The sequence below is a fragment of the Ruegeria sp. CG4 genome (assembly GCF_056537185.1).
In genome coordinates this window covers 171432-187676 of the sequence record NZ_JBQFRB010000006.1, presented here as the reverse complement: position 1 = coordinate 187676, position 16245 = coordinate 171432, and the positions used below count along the sequence as shown (strand labels likewise).

General features: G+C 57.3%; 16 protein-coding genes and 1 tRNA gene. 13 read left to right on the top strand and 4 right to left on the bottom strand.

The features are described 5' to 3' along the window. Positions 1 to 11 precede the first annotated feature (11 nt). Both ACR0J2_RS16365 and ACR0J2_RS16360 read right to left on the bottom strand, forming a co-directional pair. Positions 12 to 88: transfer RNA gene (locus ACR0J2_RS16365), tRNA-Pro, on the bottom strand. Positions 89 to 218: 130 nt separating this feature from the next. Continuing rightward, a complete protein-coding gene (locus ACR0J2_RS16360) occupies positions 219 to 1334 on the bottom strand; it encodes a THUMP domain-containing class I SAM-dependent RNA methyltransferase (protein WP_480813243.1) in 1116 nt (371 codons plus the stop codon). Positions 1335 to 1633: 299 nt separating this feature from the next. Between ACR0J2_RS16360 and ACR0J2_RS16355 the strand changes: the two genes are divergently transcribed. Genes ACR0J2_RS16355 through nqrF form a run of 6 tightly spaced genes read left to right on the top strand, consistent with a single transcriptional unit; the run spans position 1634 to position 7494 of the window. Next, positions 1634 to 2977 carry a Na(+)-translocating NADH-quinone reductase subunit A gene (locus tag ACR0J2_RS16355; RefSeq protein WP_480813242.1) on the top strand — a complete coding sequence of 448 codons (1344 nt, stop codon included), beginning with the start codon at positions 1634 to 1636 and terminating at the stop codon, positions 2975 to 2977. A 5-nt stretch (positions 2978 to 2982) separates the two neighbouring features. Beyond that, a complete protein-coding gene (locus ACR0J2_RS16350) occupies positions 2983 to 4191 on the top strand; it encodes an NADH:ubiquinone reductase (Na(+)-transporting) subunit B (RefSeq protein WP_170678860.1) in 1209 nt (402 codons plus the stop codon). Then, positions 4184 to 4999: a Na(+)-translocating NADH-quinone reductase subunit C gene (locus ACR0J2_RS16345; RefSeq protein WP_480813241.1), complete on the top strand. Its 816-nt coding sequence runs from the start codon at positions 4184 to 4186 to the stop codon at positions 4997 to 4999. Before ACR0J2_RS16350 ends, ACR0J2_RS16345 begins: the two co-directional genes overlap by 8 nt. Then, positions 4999 to 5652: an NADH:ubiquinone reductase (Na(+)-transporting) subunit D gene (locus ACR0J2_RS16340; RefSeq protein ID WP_170614094.1), complete on the top strand. Its 654-nt coding sequence runs from the start codon at positions 4999 to 5001 to the stop codon at positions 5650 to 5652. Before ACR0J2_RS16345 ends, ACR0J2_RS16340 begins: the two co-directional genes overlap by 1 nt. Further along, positions 5652 to 6260: an NADH:ubiquinone reductase (Na(+)-transporting) subunit E gene (nqrE, locus tag ACR0J2_RS16335; RefSeq protein WP_170614093.1), complete on the top strand. Its 609-nt coding sequence runs from the start codon at positions 5652 to 5654 to the stop codon at positions 6258 to 6260. The genes ACR0J2_RS16340 and nqrE overlap by 1 nt, the downstream gene beginning before the upstream one ends. A gap of 10 nt (positions 6261 to 6270) precedes the next feature. Continuing rightward, on the top strand, positions 6271 to 7494 hold the full coding sequence (gene nqrF / locus ACR0J2_RS16330; protein WP_170678858.1) for an NADH:ubiquinone reductase (Na(+)-transporting) subunit F: 1224 nt from the start codon (positions 6271 to 6273) through the stop codon (positions 7492 to 7494). A 44-nt stretch (positions 7495 to 7538) separates the two neighbouring features. Here the strand turns inward: nqrF and ACR0J2_RS16325 are convergent, their stop codons facing one another. Continuing rightward, entirely contained in the window at positions 7539 to 8561 is a 1023-nt protein-coding gene (locus ACR0J2_RS16325) for a GDP-mannose 4,6-dehydratase (RefSeq protein ID WP_170614091.1), read from the bottom strand. Positions 8562 to 8738: 177 nt separating this feature from the next. Between ACR0J2_RS16325 and ACR0J2_RS16320 the strand changes: the two genes are divergently transcribed. Next, positions 8739 to 9497, top strand: coding sequence for a metallophosphoesterase (locus tag ACR0J2_RS16320; RefSeq protein ID WP_480813240.1), 759 nt, complete (start codon positions 8739 to 8741; stop codon positions 9495 to 9497). Between the two features lie 61 nt (positions 9498 to 9558). Here the strand turns inward: ACR0J2_RS16320 and ACR0J2_RS16315 are convergent, their stop codons facing one another. Beyond that, complete coding sequence (locus ACR0J2_RS16315) at positions 9559 to 10083, bottom strand: CBS domain-containing protein (RefSeq protein WP_480813239.1); 525 nt, start codon at positions 10081 to 10083, stop codon at positions 9559 to 9561. A 121-nt stretch (positions 10084 to 10204) separates the two neighbouring features. Between ACR0J2_RS16315 and ACR0J2_RS16310 the strand changes: the two genes are divergently transcribed. The 6 genes from ACR0J2_RS16310 to ACR0J2_RS16285 all read left to right on the top strand — a co-directional run bounded on the left by ACR0J2_RS16310 (position 10205) and on the right by ACR0J2_RS16285 (position 16244). Continuing rightward, on the top strand, positions 10205 to 10390 hold the full coding sequence (locus ACR0J2_RS16310; protein WP_170678855.1) for a hypothetical protein: 186 nt from the start codon (positions 10205 to 10207) through the stop codon (positions 10388 to 10390). 65 nt (positions 10391 to 10455) lie between these two features. Continuing rightward, positions 10456 to 11481: an FAD:protein FMN transferase gene (locus ACR0J2_RS16305; RefSeq protein ID WP_480813238.1), complete on the top strand. Its 1026-nt coding sequence runs from the start codon at positions 10456 to 10458 to the stop codon at positions 11479 to 11481. A gap of 15 nt (positions 11482 to 11496) precedes the next feature. After that, positions 11497 to 11733, top strand: coding sequence for a (Na+)-NQR maturation NqrM (nqrM, locus tag ACR0J2_RS16300; RefSeq protein ID WP_170614086.1), 237 nt, complete (start codon positions 11497 to 11499; stop codon positions 11731 to 11733). A gap of 69 nt (positions 11734 to 11802) precedes the next feature. After that, complete coding sequence (locus ACR0J2_RS16295) at positions 11803 to 13473, top strand: sulfatase-like hydrolase/transferase (protein WP_480813237.1); 1671 nt, start codon at positions 11803 to 11805, stop codon at positions 13471 to 13473. 126 nt (positions 13474 to 13599) lie between these two features. Continuing rightward, positions 13600 to 15117 carry a 2,3-bisphosphoglycerate-independent phosphoglycerate mutase gene (gpmI, locus tag ACR0J2_RS16290; RefSeq protein ID WP_480441125.1) on the top strand — a complete coding sequence of 506 codons (1518 nt, stop codon included), beginning with the start codon at positions 13600 to 13602 and terminating at the stop codon, positions 15115 to 15117. After that, complete coding sequence (locus ACR0J2_RS16285; protein WP_480813236.1) at positions 15114 to 16244, top strand: murein hydrolase activator EnvC family protein; 1131 nt, start codon at positions 15114 to 15116, stop codon at positions 16242 to 16244. Before gpmI ends, ACR0J2_RS16285 begins: the two co-directional genes overlap by 4 nt. The last annotated feature ends 1 nt before the right edge of the window (position 16245 follow it).

The following is a 16245-nucleotide window of genomic DNA, read 5'->3' as shown; positions in this document are numbered from 1 at the left end:
CCTTGTTTTATTGGTCGGAGTGAGAGGATTCGAACCTCCGACCCCTGCCTCCCGAAGACAGTGCTCTACCAGGCTGAGCTACACTCCGACCGTGGCGGGTGATCTATACCCGGTGAACTGGATGCGCAAGGGGGATTCTAAGGTGGTCGTTCGGAAAAATACTCGAAAAAACCGGTAAAAAACTTCGTCTGAACAATTCACCTGTCGGACAGATAGCATCAGGTCAGTGGATCCGTGCGATACAGGCGAACCTTTGTTCCGCCATGGTCCACTATGGGACCCGGCGGCAACAGTGGCAGCCGGGTTGCGCGAGCCAGCGACTGGCTGCTGGTTACAATGCCGACTCTCCAGCCGGCAAATCGTGACATCAGCACTTTTCCCATGCTGCCATAAAGGGACCGCAACCGCTTTTCATCGCCGATCCTGCCGCCATATGGCGGATTGACTATGACCAATCCCGACGGTCCTTCATGTGCTTTGATGTCGCTGATTGCGCGGTGCTGAAACCGCGTAATCTGCGCGACGCCAGCGCGTGATGCGTTGGTGGATGCAGCCTCGACCGCCCCAGCGTTTCGATCAGATCCGTGGAACGTCGGAACGGAATCGTGAGGAGGAGCGGGCTGGCGCAGTTTTTCCCATTCGTCGGTGCGGAAAGTTGCAAGCTTTTCAAAGGCAAAGTGCCGCGACCGCCCCGGTGCCAATCCCAAGGCCATTTCTGCTGCTTCGATGACAAAAGTGCCTGAGCCGCACATCGGGTCCAAAACGGGCTCCGTCCCGTCAAATCCGCATTCCCGCAGGAACATGGCCGCCATGGTTTCCCGCATGGGGGCCTTTGCAATCGCTGGCTTGTGGCCGCGCTTGTGCAGCGGATCGCCTGAACTGTCGATCGAGATTGTGCAAATGTCCCTTTCGATCCGCAGCAACACACGTATGTCCGCGTCCGAGGAGATCGGAGCCCCAAGAGTTTCCGAGATCGCTCTTTCGATGCGCTGTCGGGCCGCTCCGGCATGATAAATGCGTGACTTTCGGCTGGTAGCTTCAACCCGGACGGGGAGATCGGGCAGTAGGACGTCAGCCCAGGGAAATTTGCGGGCCCGTTTGTCGAGCTGCGCCAGGTGGATGGCCGGGAAGCTGCCGATCCGCACCAGAACTTTATTGGCGCCTCGAAGGACAAGATTGGCGCGCCATACCTCGGCCCAGTTGCCCCGGCAGCTGACGCCGCCCGGCACTTTGTGCGCGTCTGCGAATCCCTGTTCCAGCGCCTCGGCGCAAAGCGGCGCTTCAAGGCCCGGAGTGGCAACCAGAAAGATGTCCAGATCGTCGGAAGTGTTCATATCGGCTGCTTACACCGGAAGAACGGGCAGGGCGATATCCTATTTTTTTGACTTGTTCCCAAAAAACACAGGTTTGTTTCGGTATTGTGACCTGAGAACTTTAATTTAGGCGGTAACAGGTTTGCGTTTGTGGTATTCCCCGCGTAAAGGGACCGGGACCGAAGTTATGCTTACGGAATTCAACCGGTTTCTGGCGCTTTTGCGACAATAATCGTATGAATATCCGCGCTATCCTGTGCCAACCTGATTAAGGTCGGTGATAGCGGGCGCAAATAAGAGGCTTGGAAGAACGTAGCAACATGCAAACTTTCAAACTTAAAAAAGGGTTGGATCTGCCGATAGAGGGAGCGCCCGAACAGAAGATTCAGCCGGGGCCCGAGTTTTCGACGGTTGCCGTTCTGGGCAGGGACTTTGTGGGGCTGAAGCCCAAGATGCTGGTTCAGGAAGGTGAAGTAGTACAGCGCGGCGCGCCGCTGTTTTGCCATAAGGATGCGCCTGATGCGATGATGGTCGCACCGCTCAGCGGTAAGGTCATTGCCATCAATCGCGGCGCCCGGCGCGTGCTCCAAAGCGTCGTGATTGAGGTTTCGGATGTCAACGACACCGGCATTGATTTCTCGGGCACGGGTAACACGGACAGCGCCGAAGGTGTTGCGGCAAAGCTTTGCGCCGCAGGTCTTTGGACCGCATTCCGAACCCGCCCGTATTCGAAGATGCCTGAACCGGGCACCAGACCCGCAGCGATTTTCGTAACCGCAATGGACAGTGATCCGCTGGCAGCGGATGCAGCACTGATCATCGCCGATGCCGGTGATGCCTTTGCCGCCGGGCTCGGCGCGATTTCACACCTGACGGACGGCAAAACCTATCTGTGCCACAAGGATGGTGACACCTTGCCCGGCGCCGAATTGCCCGGGGTTGAAGCGGCGGGTTTTTCCGGACCGCACCCCGCAGGCCTGGCCGGAACGCATATCCATTTCCTTGAGCCGCTGGCAGGGGACAAGCGTGTCTGGACGATCGGCTATCAGGATGTGATCGCCATTGGCCGTCTGATGCAGGCCGGCCATTTGGACCCGAATATTGTAATTGCGCTGTCAGGTCCCGGGGCACGTCAACCGCGCCTGATCCGCACGGTCATGGGCGCATCGACCGATGATCTGACCCGTGACGAGGTCAATGTTGACGGCAGCGCCCGGATCATTTCCGGGTCGATCCTGTCCGGTCAGCACGCCGAGGGTCCGACCGCCTATCTGGGCCGCTTTGCGCGTCAGATTACAATCATTCGCGAAGACGCGGACCAGATCCCGATGGGCTGGATCCGACCGATGCCCTCGAAATTCGCGGTTCAGCCTGTGTTGGGCTCGGCCTTTGCCAAAAAGCTGTACGCGCTGACGTCGAACCTGAACGGCGGTCGCCGGGCCATGGTTCCTACCGGCACGTTCGAAGAGTTGATGCCGCAGGATTACCTGCCGACCCAATTGTTGCGTGCTTTGCTGGTGATGGATACTGACACCGCACAGGCGCTGGGTGCGCTGGAGCTGGACGAAGAGGACCTTGGCCTTGTCGGCTTTGCCTGTCCGGCGAAATATGAATATGGGCTGGCGCTGCGCGACTGCCTGACCAAGATTGAAAAGGAGGGCTGATCCGAATGGGTTTGCGCAACTTCTTTGACCGGATCGAGCCGAACTTTACCAAGGGCGGCAAGTACGAGAAGCTTTTCCCCATCTACGAGATGGTCGAAAGCTTCATCTACACTCCGAAAACAGTCACCTCCGTCGCCCCCCACGCGCGGTCTTATGTGGATATGAAGCGGATCATGACTTATGTCGTGATCGCGACGATCCCCTGTATCCTGTGGGGCATGTGGAATACGGGCTATCAGGCCAATTCCGCGATTGCGGCCCTTGGGCCGGACTCAGCCACGGGCTGGCGGATCGCCCTATTGCAGATGTTTGGCATTTCACTGGACCCGTCCAGCCTGTTTGCCAACGTGATGCACGGATTGCTTTACTTCCTGCCGATCTACATCGTCACACTTGTCGCAGGCGGTATCTTCGAGGTCATCTTTGCCACAGTGCGCGGCCACGAGGTGAACGAAGGTTTTCTTGTCACTTCAATGCTTTACACGTTGATCATGCCGGCAACTACGCCCCTGTGGCAGGTGGCTTTGGGCATCATCTTCGGTGTCGTTATCGGCAAAGAGGTGTTTGGCGGCACTGGCAAGAACTTCCTCAACCCTGCGCTTGTGGGCCGTGCTTTCCTGTACTTCGCCTATCCGGCGCAGATGTCGGGCGATGCGGTGTGGACTCCGGTCGACGGCTTTTCGGGCGCAACAGCGTTGGGGGTAACAGCGGCTGAGGGCGTTCAGGCCCTTGCGGCTGAGGGCATCACCTGGTCCAGCGCGTTCTTCGGAACCATCCAGGGCAGCTTCGGCGAGACATCGACGTTGGCCTGTATCATCGGCCTTGCCTTCCTGCTGATGACCAAAATAGCCAATTATCGCCTGATCGTGGGCTGTTTGGCCGGGACGATCGCGTTTACATGGCTGTTGAACCTGATCGGTTCTGACACCAACCCGATGTTCGCGATGCCATGGTACTGGCACGTTGTGCTGGGCGGATACGCCTTTGGCCTGGCGTTCATGGTGACCGAACCCGTTTCGGCAAGCCACACCAATCTGGGCCGCTATATCTACGGTGCGCTGATCGGTGTCATGGTTGTATTGATCCGCGTAGTGAACCCCGCTTTCCCCGAAGGCATGATGCTGGCCATCCTGTTCGGTAACGTCTTTGCACCGCTGATCGATCACTTCGTCGTTCAGGCCAACATCAAACGGAGGGCGCGTCGCCATGTCTGATACGCAACCCCAAGAACCCAAGGGGGCAATTGCCCGGTTCCTGGCGGCCTCGCCGGACTCGGTTGGCAAGACGATCTTTGTTGCGGTCGCCGTTTGTCTGGTAGCTTCGATGGTCGTTTCCGCTGCAGCCGTCAGTCTGCGTCCGGCACAGGAAGCGAACAAATTGAAGGACAAGCAGGTCAACGTTCTTCAGGTGGCAGGTGTTTACGAACCCGGCATCAACGTGACCGAGGCCTTCGCTGCGTTTGAGCCGCACGTTCTGGAACTGGCCACCGGCGAATTCGTCGATGACCAGTTTGACCCAACCACATTTGATGACATTGCCGCCGCCAGCGATCCCGAATTGAGTATTGCTTTGGATGACGATCCTGCTGGAATTGGGCGGAAGTCCAAGTTCAGAGTGATCTACCTGCTGCGGGATGATGCTGGTGAACTGGATAAGGTCATCCTGCCGCTGCACGGCTATGGCCTGTGGTCCACGCTCTATGGCTTTATCGCGCTGGAAAACAACGGCAACGATATTTTCGGCCTGCAGTTCTATCAGCACGGTGAAACTCCGGGCCTTGGCGCCGAAGTGGACAACCCGCGTTGGAAAGCGCTGTGGAATGGCAAGAAACTTCGTGATGACGCGGGCGATCTGCAAATCACAGTCGCCAAATCTCAGCCTGCCGCCGGGCCGGACTTTTATGTCGACGCGCTGGCCGGTGCCACGCTGACCTCTGTTGGCGTCGATAACCTGGTGAAATTCTGGATGGGCGATGCGGGCTACGCTCCGTTCCTGGCCAAACTGCAAGCAGGAGAGTTCTGATGTCTCAGACCAAGAAAGAGATGCTGGTCGACCCGCTTGTCGACAACAACCCGATTACCCTGCAGGTGCTTGGCATCTGTTCGGCGCTGGCGGTGACCTCTTCGCTGCAGGTATCCTTCGTGATGGCGCTGGCGGTGACGTTCGTGACCTCGTTCTCGTCCTTCTTTATCTCGTGCCTGCGTAACCAGATCCCGGGTTCGATCCGGATCATTGTTCAGATGGTGATCATCGCCTCGCTGGTGATCCTGGTGGATCAGGTTCTCAAGGCCTATGCCTTCGAGATTTCGAAAACGCTTTCGGTCTTCGTCGGTCTGATCATCACCAACTGTATCGTGATGGGCCGCGCCGAGGCGTTCGCTATGAAAAACCCGCCTGTCGCGTCCTTCATCGACGGCATGGGCAACGGAATGGGCTATGGTCTGATCCTGCTGCTGGTTGGTTTCATCCGCGAACTGTTCGGGAATGGGTCGCTGTTTGGCGTCACCATTCTGGAGACAGTTAACAATGGCGGCTGGTATGTGCCCAACGGCATGCTGCTGCTGCCGCCGTCCGCGTTCTTTATCATCGGTCTGATCATCTGGGCCTTCCGCACGTGGAAGCCGAACCAGGTCGAAGAACGTGAATACAAAATCCAGCAGGTAGAGGCGCACTGATGGAAGGGCTTATCTCTCTGGCCGTAAAGGCCATCTTTGTTGAAAACCTCGCGCTCAGTTTCTTTCTCGGCATGTGTACTTTCATCGCCGTTTCCAAGAAGATTTCGACCGCGCTGGGTCTGGGTATTTCGGTGATGGTCGTTCAGGCGATCACCGTGCCGACAAACAATCTGTTGCTCAGCTATCTGTTGAAGCCGGGCGCCTTGGCCTGGGCCGGGTTCCCGGATGTGGACCTGACCTTCCTTGGGCTGATCTCGTACATCGGCGTGATTGCGGCGATGGTTCAGATCCTCGAGATGATCCTGGATAAGTACTTCCCACCGCTTTACAACGCGCTGGGGATCTTCCTGCCGTTGATTACAGTGAACTGCGCCATCCTCGGTGGCTCGTTGTTCATGGTCGAGCGTGACTATAACTTCGCTGAGGCCGCCACCTATGGTCTGTCTTCCGGCTTTGGTTGGGCGCTAGCGATCACAGCGATGGCAGGCGTTCGTGAAAAGCTGAAATATTCGGATATTCCGGACGGTCTGCAGGGGTTGGGCATTACCTTCATCACCGCGGGACTGATGGCGATGGCCTTCATGTCCTTCTCTGGCGTGAAACTGTAAGGAGGGCGCAATGGAAACTTTTAGCCTAGGCGTAATCCTTTTCACGATGATCGTTCTGGCGCTTGTCGCCATCATTATGGCGGCACGCTCGCGGTTGGTGTCTACCGGCAACGTCAACATCACCATCAATGGCGAGAAAACCATCTCGGTTCCGGCGGGCGGCAAACTGCTGCAGACGCTTGCGGCCGAGAAATTGTTCGTTCCTTCCGCCTGCGGTGGTGGGGGAACCTGCGCGCAATGTCGTGTGCGGGTGCATTCGGGTGGTGGTTCGATCCTGCCCACCGAAGAAAGCCATATCACCAAGCGAGAGGCATCCTGCGGTGACCGCCTGTCCTGTCAGGTCGCGGTCAAGCAGGACATGGACATCGAAGTTCCCGAAGAGGTCTTTGGCGTCAAGAAGTGGGAATGCACCGTTCGTTCGAACGACAACGTCGCCACCTTTATCAAAGCGCTAACTCTGGATCTGCCGGAAGGCGAGGACGTCAATTTCCGCGCTGGCGGCTACATCCAGATCGAGGCCCCCGCGCACCAACTGGCCTATACCGATTTCGACGTGCAGGACGAGTACCGCGAAGATTGGGACAAGTTCAATCTGTGGCAGTACAAATCCGTCGTGAACGAACCGATCGAGCGCGCCTATTCGATGGCCAACTATCCGGACGAAAAAGGCATGATCATGCTGAACGTCCGGGTCGCCTCGCCGCCTCCGGGGTCCGACGGTATCCCACCGGGTCAGATGTCGTCTTACATCTTCAACCTGAAGCCGGGTGACAAGGTTACAATCTCGGGTCCGTTTGGTGAATTCTTCGCCCGCGAGACCGAGAAAGAGATGGTCTTCATCGGCGGTGGCGCCGGTATGGCGCCGATGCGCAGCCATATCTTCGATCAGCTCAAGCGCCTTGAGAATCGCAACCGCAAGATCACCTTCTGGTACGGTGCCCGTTCCAAGAAAGAGATGTTCTTTGTCGAGGATTTCGACCAATTGGCCGAGGAGTTCGACAATTTCGAATGGCATGTGGCCCTTTCGGATGCGCAGCCCGAGGACGATTGGAAAGGCTACACCGGCTTCATCCACAACGTCCTGTTCGAGGAATACCTCAAGAACCACCCGGCACCGGAAGACTGCGAGTTCTACATGTGCGGTCCGCCAATCATGAACCAGTCCGTCATCAACATGCTGCTGGATCTCGGAGTTGACCGCGAAGACATCATGCTGGACGACTTCGGCGGTTAAGAAGAAACCGGCGCAATTAGCGCCGGTTTTTTTGTCCCGCATTTTCAGTCGGCGGGAATTTTATAGTACTGCCGATACCATTCAACGAATTTGGCCAGACCGGTACGAATATCGGTCTGGGGTTTGTAACCGGTCAGGTTTTGCAACAAACTGGTGTCGGCCCAGGTCGCCGGAACATCTCCCATTTGCATCGGCATGTAGTTCCGGATCGCTTTCTTACCCAACGCGTCCTCGATAGCTTCGATGAAATCCATCAGACGGACTTTGTCCGAGTTGCCGATGTTGACGACACGGAAGGGCGCAACCGGTGACAGGCTGTCTCCCTCGGCGATCTCATCTTTGCTGTCAGGCCGCACAGGGGCGGCATCTATCAGCAGGCGAATGCCCCGTACCAGATCCTCGACATAGGTGAAGTCGCGATACATGTCGCCGTTGTTGTAAATGTCGATGGGACGGTCGTTCAGAATGGCATCGGTGAACTTGAAGTAAGCCAGATCAGGGCGGCCCCACGTGCCGTAAACTGTAAAGAACCGGAACATCGTGGTCGGCAGGCCCCACAGATGGGCATAGGAATGACCCATCGATTCATTGGCCTTCTTGGTCGCGGAATAGATGGTCAGTTGCCCGTCGGCCTTGTCGGTTTCCCGGAACGGCATGTCTTCATTCGCTCCGTAGACTGAAGACGTCGAAGCCATTAGAAGGTGCTCTACCTGATGGATCCGGGCAACCTCCATCACATTGAATGTCCCGACGATGTTGGATTCAACATAGCTGCGTGGCGCTTCAAGGCTGTAGCGCACGCCGGCCTGGCCAGCCAGGTGGATGATGACCTCGGGTTTGAAGTCGTCTGCGACCTGCATCAGGCGCTCGTGGTTTTCCAGCATGTCTTCGGTGACCGAAAAGCCCGGCGTTTGCAGCAACATCTGATGGCGACGCTGTTTAAGCGCCACGTCGTAGTAGTCGGTCATGCCGTCATAGCCATGCACCCGGAACCCTTCGGCCAAGAGGAGTTTTGACAGATGAAATCCGATAAACCCGGCAGTTCCCGTTACCAAAACTCGTTTCATGAAATCCCCAAATACCTTTCAAACCACATGGCCGCCTGCGATAAGATCGTCTTTGAACCTGCCAGGCCCAGATCTAACTTTAGCTTGTCATATCAAATGCCCGGCACCGACGGTCAAGTACTGAGTGGGCGGCCCGGGATTGTCGTTGCCAACGGGTCGGGTTAGGGAACGTAGAACATGGTTACGAGCTGGATCAAAGGGTTTATTGGCCGGGCACGGCCCGATCGGGAAACATCCGTTCCCGGAATCGCTCCTGATGATCGGTTTGTCGTAATTGGCGACATTCATGGTCGGCTGGACCTGCTTCAGGCCCTGCTGATGAGGGTTGAGGACGACTGCCCTTTGATCTTTGTCGGGGACTACATCGACCGGGGTGACTACAGCGCACAGGTCCTGCGACATCTGCAGCACTTCGACACGGCAGCAAACAGGCCGGTCGTATGCCTTATGGGCAATCATGAAGACATGCTGCTGCGATTTCTGGACGAGCCCGGACGCTATGCACATCATTGGTTCCGGAATGGCGGATTTCAGACACTGGCTTCATTCGGGATTACCGAATTTGACCTTCACCCAACAAATGAAATTGCCGAAGCGGTTGCTGGCAAGTTGAAGCAGGTCATGGGCGCGGGCCTGCTGTCATGGCTACGGGACAGACCACTAATCTGGTCAAGCGGAAACGTAACTGTCGTCCATGCCGCGCTGGATCCCGATCAGCCGGTTGATAGCCAGCAGCGACAGGTCTGTTTGTGGGGGCACCCGATGTTTCCAAGACGACGCAGGGCAGACGGCCAATGGGTTGTGCACGGACACACAATCATAGACCGCCCAAGGGTCAACAATGGCGTTGTCTCGGTCGATACCGGGGCATTTGCAACGAACCGCCTGACAGCAGCTGAAATTTACAGAGGCGGCGTTCGCTTTGTTTCGACCTGATCTGCGCAACTCGGGACGCGGGCCAGTGAAAATGCGGCCCGCAACCCGGAAAGTCACTTGGTCAACCGACGATCATCTGCTTCATGCGCAGCGCTTCGTATTCCAGTTCCTTGAGACGGAAGTGAACAACGTCGCCAATCGTGATGACACCGCGCAGGTGGCCATCACTCAGAACCGGCATGTGGCGGAAACGTCCATCGGTCATTGTCTTCAGAACATCGTTCAGCAGGTCTTCGGGCGAACAGGTCTTGACGTTCTTGGTCATTAGATCTTCGACCGACTGCGGCAGAGTCTGACCGGGGGTATCCGCCATGCGCCGTACGATATCGCGTTCTGACAGAATGCCTTGCAGGGTTCCGTTCTGATCGGTCACGACCACCGCGCCGATTCTTTTTTCCTTCAGCAGTTCCACTACCGAATGAATCGTATCGGCGGGACGCACCGCAAACACCGCATCACCTTTACCCTCAAGCAGCTTGGCCACGGTCGTTTGCGTATGCGACAGGTTCGAATCCGCTGACTGGCTATAGGTCGCAGAACCAGATTTGTCGCCGCGTGTGGGGGGCTGATAAGAGCTTGGGGCCATGGGCAATCTCCTCTTTTATCCGAGATGGCTGTCTTTTCACCTTACCGCAGCGAACCGACCTGTATAGGGTGCAAATGCCCTGATCTCGGAAAATTGCTGACAAACAAGGAATCCCGACCCGTTGACAGACCTTTATCTGACACCGCCGCTGGCTGCGCTGATCTTTTTCGCCGTCGTGGTGTGTGGTCACAATTTCCGAATGGCGTGGAAACAGCAGCAGGCGGGATGGCAAAAACGGGCCTGGCTGTTTGGTGTACCTGCCGGGGTCGGATTGCTGGTGCTGGGTTTTCTGCCGCTGAAACTGTGATGTCGATTTGACTCTGTAATGGGGCGCTGGCATATGCCCGGCTAGGTTTTCCAGGGAGTTCCCCGATGCGCCATCTGCCTGTTCTGGCTTTAGTTCTGTTTGTTTCCGGCTGTTTGTTTGACAAGGAACCCGAAGTGGTCCGTCTGTCGGGCGAAACCATGGGAACAACATTCAACGTCACCGCCATTGGCGAAGATGTGGATGAGGAAGCCCTGGCCGCAGCCGTGCAGGAAACACTGGCCGCAGTGAACTCCAAGATGTCAAACTGGGATCCCAACTCAGAGGTTTCGACATTTTCAGCTTCGACCGACACTTCGCCCATTCCGGTCTCGGACGAGTTCGCTTTGGTTCTGTCCGCCGCTAACGAGCTGCATGAAAAATCCGGCGGAATCTTTGACGTGACTCTGGGCCCGCTGATCGAATTGTGGGGGTTTGGCCCGCGCAAGCCCGAGGATCCGGTGCCGTCGGATGCCGAAATTCAAACCGCTCTGAAAGGTGTCGGGCAATCCCGGCTGCTGACCTTAGACCGTGACGCCGGAACGCTTGCCAAATCCGATCCGGCAGTGGGCATCAACCTGTCGGCTATCGCCAAAGGCTATGGGATCGACGCGGTGGCCGAAACCCTAAGCGAAGCGGGGATCGAGAACTACATGGTCGAGATCGGTGGCGATCTTGTAACCAAAGGCGAAAATGACAAGGGTGAGGTCTGGCGCATCGGGGTCGAAAAACCCGAAGCAGGCGGGCAAAACCTGCAACTGATCGTGTCACTGAACGATCTGGGCATGGCGACCTCGGGCGATTACAAGAACTTCTTCGAACAGGACGGTGTGCGATATTCCCATATCATCGATCCCACGACCGGGCGACCAATCACACATCGCACCACCTCGGTCACTGTATTGGCCGAAAATGCGATGATGGCGGATGCGTGGGCGACGGCAATGCTGGCGCTGGGGCAGGAGAAGGGGCTGGAACTGGCCGAAAAGCATAAACTTGCCGTGTTCTTCATCTCTCGGGATGTGACAGGCGGCGAAGATGCCTTTATTACTGTTCACAGTACCGCGTTCAAAGACGCTTTGGGCACCAACTGACAGGCAGGACCTGAGATGAGCACATTTATTCTGGCCTTCGTATTACTGCTGATCATCATGGTCGGGATGTCGCTGGGCGTCATGCTGATGGGCAAGACGATCAAAGGCAGCTGCGGCGGCCTGAATGCAATCTCGGGCGCGGACAAATGCGTTGTGTGCAAAAAAGACGTCGACCCCAACAGCCCGCTGCGGGACCAGTTGCAGTGCAAACGCGCCAAAAAAATGCTCGAACAGATGGAACGGCAAGCCTGATTGAAGTTTGGACTTCGCTCTTGGGCAGGATATAGCTAAGCAGGTCCCGGATCAAAGGGGGGCATTGCATTGGCCGAAGCCAAAAATATCCTGTTCATCATGTTCGACCAGCTGCGCTGGGACTACCTCAGCTGTTACGGACATCCACACCTGCATACCCCAAATATCGACAAACTGGCCGCACGCGGTGTCCGGTTTAATCGCGCCTATATTCAGTCCCCGATCTGTGGAAGTTCGCGCATGTCGACCTATACCGGGCGCTATGTGCATTCCCACGGCGCCTCATGGAACAACATTCCCCTGAAAGTTGGTGAAATCACATTGGGCGATCACCTGCGCAAAGCGGGGATGGGGTGCTGGCTGGTCGGCAAGACACATATGGCTGCCGATGCCGAAGGGATGGCGCGCCTGGGACTGGAACCCGACAGCGTCATTGGCGCTCGCGTCGCGGAATGCGGATTTGACGTCTTCGAACGCGATGACGGGTTGCGCGCTGAAGGACCGGACGGGTTCTATGATCCGGACGGGGCAAAGAAATACAATCAATATCTCCGGGACAAAGGATACGACAGCGACAACCCCTGGCATGACTTTGCCAATTCCGGCCTGGATGCTGACGGCAACGTATTGTCAGGCTGGTTCCTCAAAAACTCATCCGAGCCGGCAAATATCGCGGAAGAAGACAGTGAAACGCCCTATCTGACAACGCGCGGCATTGAGTTCATGGAAAGTCATGACGGGCCGTGGTGCTGTCACCTCAGCTACATCAAGCCGCACTGGCCTTACGTAGTGCCGGAGCCTTATGCCTCGATGTATGGACCCGAACATGTGCTGCCTGTGGTCCGGTCCGAGGCCGAGCGCGAAAATGCGCATCCAGTGCTCCGGGCCTTTATGGACACGAAAGTTGGGCAGGCCTTCTCGCGTCAGGAGGTCCGCGATGCCGTGATCCCGGCCTATATGGGGCTGATCAAACAGGCGGATGACCAGATGGGGCGGTTGTTCGACTGGATGGATGAAACCGGGCGGATGGACGACACGATGATCGTGCTGACCTCGGACCATGGGGATTTTCTGGGCGATCACTGGATGGGGGAAAAGACCTTCTTCCATGACGCCTCGACAAAGATGCCCCTGATCATCTACGACCCTTCCTCTCAGGCGGACGCCACGCGAGGCACCACATGCGACGCGCTGGTCGAGGCGATTGATCTGGCACCAACCTTTCTTGAGGTGGCGGGCGGCGAAAAGGCCGGGCATATCCTGGAAGGGCATTCCCTGCTGCCCATCCTTCGCGGGCAAGCCGACAAAACGCCCCGCAGTGTCGCAGTCTGTGAATACGACTACTCCGCTTCTCCCATAGCGCAAAAGCTGAATGCGTCTGTACGCGATGCCGTGATGTTCATGGTCGCCAACGAAAAATGGAAACTTGTCCATTGCGAAGGCGGGCACAGACCGATCCTGTTCGATCTTGAAAACGATCCCGACGAACTGGTCGATCTGGGTGACAGTGCGGATCATACGGACGTCATCGCCCAGATGTATGATCACCTGTTTGCCTGGGCGCGTCGCCCGTCACAGCGCACAACCCGGTCTGAAGAGCAGTTGATCGGAATGCGCAGCCGAAGCGGGGGCACAGGGATCATGATCGGTATTTACGACGAAAACGACACTCCGCTGGAACTGACGGTCAAATACCGCAACCGCAAGGCACATCCTTACAAGGATTATCTGATGGACTGAATACGCGGGTTTCGCGCCAAAGTGACGAAGGGACCGATTAATTCTGCTTCACACACCGCAAAGACGGTTCACGCCCGGATGGGCAGCGGGTAGAAGACTGTCAAAGCAGTTTTCCGGAGAAACTTCATGGCCGCCCCCAAACCCGTTGTCCTGTGCATCCTAGATGGCTGGGGATTGTCTGAAGACACGCAGGCCAACGCACCTTATCTGGCGAAAACGCCGACTTTTGACGCGATCATGGAACGCGGTCCCCATGCGACGTTGATTACACATGGGCCGGATGTGGGTCTGCCCAGCGGGCAGATGGGAAATTCTGAGGTCGGGCACACGAACATTGGGGCCGGGCGAGTGGTTGCCATGGATCTGGGACAGATTGATCTGTCGATCGAGGATGGCAGTTTCTTTGAAAACAATGCCCTTCAGGCCTTCATCAGTAAGGTAAAGGCCTCGGGCGGGACGGCGCACTTGATGGGTATCGCTTCGGATGGCGGGGTACATGGCCATCTTGATCACATCGTTGCTGCGGCCAAGGCCGTGACAGACGCAGGTGTACCTGTCGCCCTGCACGTCATCACAGATGGACGGGACGTTGCACCAAAATCCGCATTTGGGTACTTGGCCGAACTGCAGGAGCGCCTGCCAGATGGCGCGCGGATCGTGACTGTCAGCGGGCGGTATTATGCCATGGACCGCGACAATCGCTGGGAACGCGTTGCAGAAGCCTATGAGGCGATCATCAAGGGGCAGGGGCGTACCGCCGCCACCGCACATGGTGCTGTGGACCATGCGTATAACCAATCCGAAACGGATGAATTCATCACACCCACGGTTCTGAGCGGCTACACAGGTGTCCACGATGGCGATGGTATTTTCTGTCTGAATTTCCGCGCCGACCGTGCGCGGGAAATACTGCGCGCCATTGGCGAGCCGGGATTCGACGATTTCGACACCGGACCGCGCCCGGCCCTGTCAGCTTTGCTGGGAATGGTTGAATACTCCGACGGGCACAACGCCTACATGACCACCGTTTTCCCGAAACGCGCCATCGTCAACACGCTTGGGGAATGGGTTGCCAAACAGGGGTTGCGGCAGTTCCGCTTGGCGGAAACCGAAAAATATCCTCATGTGACGTTCTTTCTGAACGGCGGCAAGGAAACGCCCGAGGTTGGCGAAGACCGTTTCATGCCGAAATCGCCCAAGGTGGCAACCTATGATCTTCAGCCCGAGATGTCGTCAGCCGAGGTCACGGCCAAATTCGTCGAGGCCATCGAAGCCGGGTACGATCTGATCGTCACCAATTACGCCAACCCGGATATGGTCGGGCACACAGGCGATCTGAACGCCGCGATCAAGGCCTGCGAAGCCGTTGATCAAGGTCTGGCGCAGGTGGTTGCCGCGCTGGACAAAGCAGGCGGAGCCATGATCGTGACAGCCGATCACGGGAATTGCGAAGTCATGGTCGACCCTGAAACCGGTGGACCGCATACCGCTCATACATTGAACCGGGTGCCTGTAGCGCTGGTCGGTGGACCCGCAGGTGCCAAAATGCGCGATGGCCGGTTGTCGGACCTGGCGCCAACGCTTTTAGCGCTGATGGGGCTGGATCAACCTGCGGAAATGACCGGCCAGAGCCTTCTGTCATGACAGTGCGGGCCGCGCTTCTTTCGGTCTTGCTGGCCTCGCCTGTTTGCGCCCAGACGGACCCGTCGGCAGCTGCGCTGGAGGCAGCGCAAATGCTGGAAGAGGCCTCGATTGCGCTGGCCGAAGCCGACAGCGCCCGGGATCGGGTGCGCGCCCTGACCGAAACGGTGCAGGCTTATGAAGCCGGGCTAAGCGCCATGCGCGACGGCTTGCGAAAGGCCGCCACCCGAGAGGTGCAGCTGACAGAAGAACTGCGCGCGCGGGAAAAAGAAATCGCGCAGTTGCTAGGCGTGTTGCAAACCATCGAAACGACGACGCCGCCCGTTCTGATCCTGCATCCGTCCGGTCCTTTGGGGGCCGCCCGTACCGGCATGATGCTGGCCGAAGTCACACCCGGCCTGAATGCACGTGCACAGGCGCTTGCTCAGGACTTGCACGAGGTCCGGACACTACGCCAGCTGCAGCAAAACGCCGCCGAAACCCTGACCAAGGGTCTGACCGGAGTACAGAATGCGCGCACCAAGCTTAGCGAGGCCATTGCCGATCGAACGGACCTGCCGCGCCGGTTTGTGGAAGACCCTATCAGCACGGCGATCCTGATCTCCTCGACGGAAACACTGGATGGGTTTGCCAGCGGTCTGGCCGAAATATCAGAAGGCGGTATTGCCGAAACCGACGCCGATATTTCGAACAGAAAAGGAAACCTTGCTTTGCCCGTTCAGGGTGTTCTGCTGCACAGTTCAGGGGAAACGGACGCCGCCGGGGTGAAACGACCCGGTATCGTGCTGGGCACCCGCCCGCGCGCGCTGGTCACGACACCCACCGCAGCGACGATCCGGTATCGCGGGCCGCTGCTGGACCTTGGCAACCTGATGATCCTGGAACCCCAGCCCGGATTGCTTTTTGTCTTTTCCGGGTTGCAAGAGGTCTTCGGTACACCCGGAGAAGTGATCACCGAAGGAACGCCGGTTGGGTTAATGCCTGGTGAAACGCCGGAAATCGGCGCTATTTTGTCAACTACAAGTGATGGCACTGGAACTGACCGGTCAGAAACGCTCTATATAGAGGTAAGACAGGATAATAGCCCGGTGGACCCGGAATCGTGGTTTCGGACCCAAAAGGATGGATAAA